This window comes from Gaiella sp., from assembly GCF_057140465.1.
The window spans coordinates 1-3,101 of record NZ_DBNHWK010000064.1 but is presented as its reverse complement, the minus strand read 5'-3'; the positions used below and the strand labels follow the sequence as shown (position 1 = coordinate 3,101).

5 protein-coding genes and 1 tRNA gene are annotated in these 3,101 nt (G+C 71.3%); 1 reads left to right on the top strand and 5 read right to left on the bottom strand.

Features of this window, described 5'->3' with window-relative positions; translation table 11 throughout:
* Positions 1-2: 2 nt before the first annotated feature.
* Together AC162C_RS08970 and AC162C_RS08965 are read right to left on the bottom strand one after the other, a co-directional pair.
* A tRNA-Ile gene (locus AC162C_RS08970) sits at positions 3-76 on the bottom strand.
* A gap of 40 nt (positions 77-116) precedes the next feature.
* Entirely contained in the window at positions 117-383 is a 267-nt protein-coding gene (locus AC162C_RS08965; RefSeq protein ID WP_484097254.1) for a DUF5661 family protein, read from the bottom strand.
* A 177-nt stretch (positions 384-560) separates the two neighbouring features.
* On the opposite strand from AC162C_RS08965, the gene AC162C_RS08960 reads away from it, so the two are divergent.
* A complete protein-coding gene (locus tag AC162C_RS08960) occupies positions 561-1,076 on the top strand; it encodes a secondary thiamine-phosphate synthase enzyme YjbQ (RefSeq protein WP_484097253.1) in 516 nt (171 codons plus the stop codon).
* Positions 1,077-1,177: 101 nt separating this feature from the next.
* Here the strand turns inward: AC162C_RS08960 and AC162C_RS08955 are convergent, their stop codons facing one another.
* The 3 genes from AC162C_RS08955 to AC162C_RS08945 all read right to left on the bottom strand — a co-directional run.
* The gene (locus tag AC162C_RS08955) at positions 1,178-1,954 is read right to left on the bottom strand and encodes a glucose 1-dehydrogenase (protein WP_484097252.1); all 777 of its coding nucleotides are present in this window, start codon (positions 1,952-1,954) and stop codon (positions 1,178-1,180) included.
* A 45-nt stretch (positions 1,955-1,999) separates the two neighbouring features.
* Positions 2,000-2,392, bottom strand: a complete 393-nt coding sequence (locus AC162C_RS08950; protein WP_484097251.1) for a hypothetical protein — start codon at positions 2,390-2,392, stop codon at positions 2,000-2,002.
* Between the two features lie 125 nt (positions 2,393-2,517).
* On the bottom strand, positions 2,518-3,101 hold a 584-nt coding region (locus AC162C_RS08945; RefSeq protein WP_484097250.1), incomplete at its 5' end, for a gamma-glutamyl-gamma-aminobutyrate hydrolase family protein.

Sequence of the window (3,101 nt, the reverse complement as noted above, 5' to 3'; positions counted from 1 at the left end):
CATGGGCCCGCCTGGACTCGAACCAGGGACCAACCGATTATGAGTCGGCTGCTCTGACCAGCTGAGCTACGGGCCCGACCGACCGCAGCCTAGACGGTCGGAACGTCGGCGCGCGGTCAGCCTTCGGCCTCGGCCTCCATCAGCGCGAGCCGCGTGTAGTAGTCCGCGAGCTCCTTGAGGTGCGCCCACGCGATCTTCCCGGTGAGCGCCTCGTCGTCGTCGGTGACGTTCGTCTCGGGGTCGTGCGCCCCGTGCTCGAGCTCCACCTCGAGCCCCAGTCGGAACTGCTCGACGTCGAAGGGAGCGACGTCCCACTCGATGCCGATCGACTCCCCGATACGACGGGCGTCCTCGGCCGTGAAGTGCCGACTGATCGTGGTCATCTCGTCTCCTCTCGTCGAGCAGATCCTCGCCCCAACGGGGGCACGCACGCATCGGGGTCGACGCTGATCGGGTGTCGTCTGGGCCGCAGACCGCCGCGGGCGACGCCGGCGCACGTCAGCGCAGGCCCACCGAAGTTGACACAATGTCGGCACAAGCTGACACAATGTCGGCACAAAATGGCCGCTGCACCCGATACGACGTCCTCGACTCATGCCGCCCACGGCAACGGCGCCGGGGCGATGCGGACCTTCCACCGGGAGATGAGCCTGCGGACGGCCGGAGGCCTGACCGTCACCGACATCACCGACGACGTGCGCGAAGCGGTGCGCGAGAGCGGCGTGGCGCACGGCGTCTGCTGCGTCTACTCGCCGCACACGACCTGCTCCGTGCGGGTCAACGAGTTCGAGCGGGGGTTCCTCGAGGACTTCGCCGTGCTGCTGCGGCGCCTCGTCCCGGCGGAGCACTACTACGCGCACGACGACTGGGACCGCCGGACGGAGAACATCTGCGAGGAGGACCAGGAGTTCGGCAACGGCCACTCGCACTGCATGTCGATGCTCCTCGGGCCAGCGGGCGAGTCGATCCCGGTCCGTGACGGCGAGCTGTGCCTCGGCCAGTGGCAGCGAATCCTCTTCCTCGAGCTCGACCGCGAGCGCGACCGGCGCTGGCTCGTACAGGTCGTCGGCGCCTGAGCGCCGCCGCCGCGGCGACGACGCGGGCGCATCCATCCCGGCCGCGCGCCTGAGAGGTCGAGACCGTTCACGACCCGGATCGCCGGGTTCCGTTGGCGTGCCTACTCGGGCGTGACGTACGCGGCGGTGATGCCGCCGTCGACCACGAACGTCGCCCCGGTGACGAACGACGACTCGTCGCTCGCGAGGAAGAGCGCGGCGTTCACGAGCTCGCGCGGCGTTCCGAGCCGCCCCATCGGCCAGTGCACCCGCCGGCGCTCGTACGCGTGCGGATCGGACCCGTAGATGTCGAGGAGCAGCGGCGTCTCCACCGGGCCGGGGCAGAGCGCGTTGACGCGAACCCCGCGCCGTGCGAACTCAACGCCCAGTTCCCTGCTCATCGCCAGCACCGCGCCCTTCGACGCCGTGTAGGAGATCTGCGAGGTGGCGGCGCCGAGGAGGGCGACGAACGACGCGACGTTGATCACCGAGCCACCGCCGCGTGCGAGCAGGTGCGGGATGCCGTGCTTGCAGCAGAGGAACACGCCCTTCGTGTTGACGTCCTGGACGCGCTGCCACGCCTCCGTCGACGTCTCGAGCACCGAGGCGTCGGCGGCGGGCGAGATCCCCGCGTTGTTGTAGAGGACGTCGATGCCGCCGAAGCGCTCGGCCGTCGCCGCCATCATCGCGCGGACGGCGCCCTCGTCGGCGACGTCGAGCTCGTAGGCGAAGGCTGATCCGTCACGACACATCGCCACCGTCTGCTCCGCCGCGGCGCCGTCGAGGTCGGCGATGCAGACCAGCGCGCCTTCCTCCGTGAAGACGACGGCCGCCTCCCGCCCCATGCCGCCGCCGGCGCCGGTGATCACACAGACCTTTCCGTGCAGCCGCCCGGCCACCTCAGCCCCTCGCGGGCATCGACGCGAGGCCCGCGACGTCCGTGCTCAGGACGTCGCCCCGGCGGGCGCCTGCACGCCCGGAGGGAGCGGGACCTGCGCCCCGCCCTTCGTCCAGCCGAACCCCGTCCCGGCGGTGTTCCGCCTCAGGCACGAGCCCGCCTTCATCTTCTTCGTCCGCTTGTTGTACGTCGCCACGCACAGGTACCCGCGGACGCCCGTGATCGTCACCTTCGGCTTCCGATAGCGGAGCCTCCCGATCTTCGTGACGAGCTTCTTGGCCGTCGGGCACGTCACCCCGTTCGCGTAGACGAGGTACCCCGCCTTCGTCTTGCCGCAGGTGACGACGCCCGGCGCTGCGCCGCTCGGGGCGACCTCCCATGCGGCGGCAGCGGCGGCGAAGGCGACCGCGCTCACGGCCAGTGCTGTCGTCGTGCGCATCGAGGACGTCTGCTCCAGGGTCGATTGTCGCCGATCCGGGCCTCTCCCGCATCCTCAGCGGCAGCGACCCGGGGCCGGCCCCGGCACCGCAGCCGACGTGATCGCCGGGACCGGCGAGCCCGCGACTACGTCGGGGCGCGGCCGCGATCGCCTCGGTAGCTTCGCGCCTCGTCCACGAGGGCCGCGAAGAGCCGTGTGTCCTCACCCGCCTCTGGGTGCCAGAGCACACCGAGCGCGAACCGCTTGCTCGGGTCCTCGATGCCTTCGAGCGTGCCGTCGGCCGCCCACGCGGTCTCGACGAGGTCGGCGCCGACGCGCCCCACCCCCTGATGGTGGTGCGACTTCACGTCGTGACGCGCGCCGAGGATCTCCGCGAGCCTCGTTCCCGCTGCGACCTCGACGGGGTGCTCGGAGAACACGCCGGGCGCCTCCTTGTGCCCCTCGTGGCCGATCGCGTCCGGGAGATGCTGAACGAGGTCGCCGCCCCGCAGGACGTTGAGCAGCTGGAAGCCGCGGCAAATGGCCAACACGGGCATGTCCCGCTCGAGCGCGCCGGCCAGCAACGCCAGCTCCCCTGCGTCGCGGCCGACCTGCGGCTCGTCCGTCGTGTGATGCGCCAGTGCGCCGTAGGCGGCGGGGTCGACGTCGACACCACCCGAGAGGACGAGCCCGTCGACGGCGTCGAGCGTCTCCTCGACCGCCCCGGTGC

What these genes read in the sequence shown, in the direction of transcription:
- AC162C_RS08965 (WP_484097254.1), bottom strand. Translation starts at nt 383, where the DNA reads ATGACCACGATCAGTCGGCACTTCACGGCCGAGGACGCCCGTCGTATC.
- AC162C_RS08960 (WP_484097253.1), top strand. Translation starts at nt 561, where the DNA reads ATGGCCGCTGCACCCGATACGACGTCCTCGACTCATGCCGCCCACGGC.
- AC162C_RS08950 (WP_484097251.1), bottom strand. Translation starts at nt 2,392, where the DNA reads ATGCGCACGACGACAGCACTGGCCGTGAGCGCGGTCGCCTTCGCCGCC.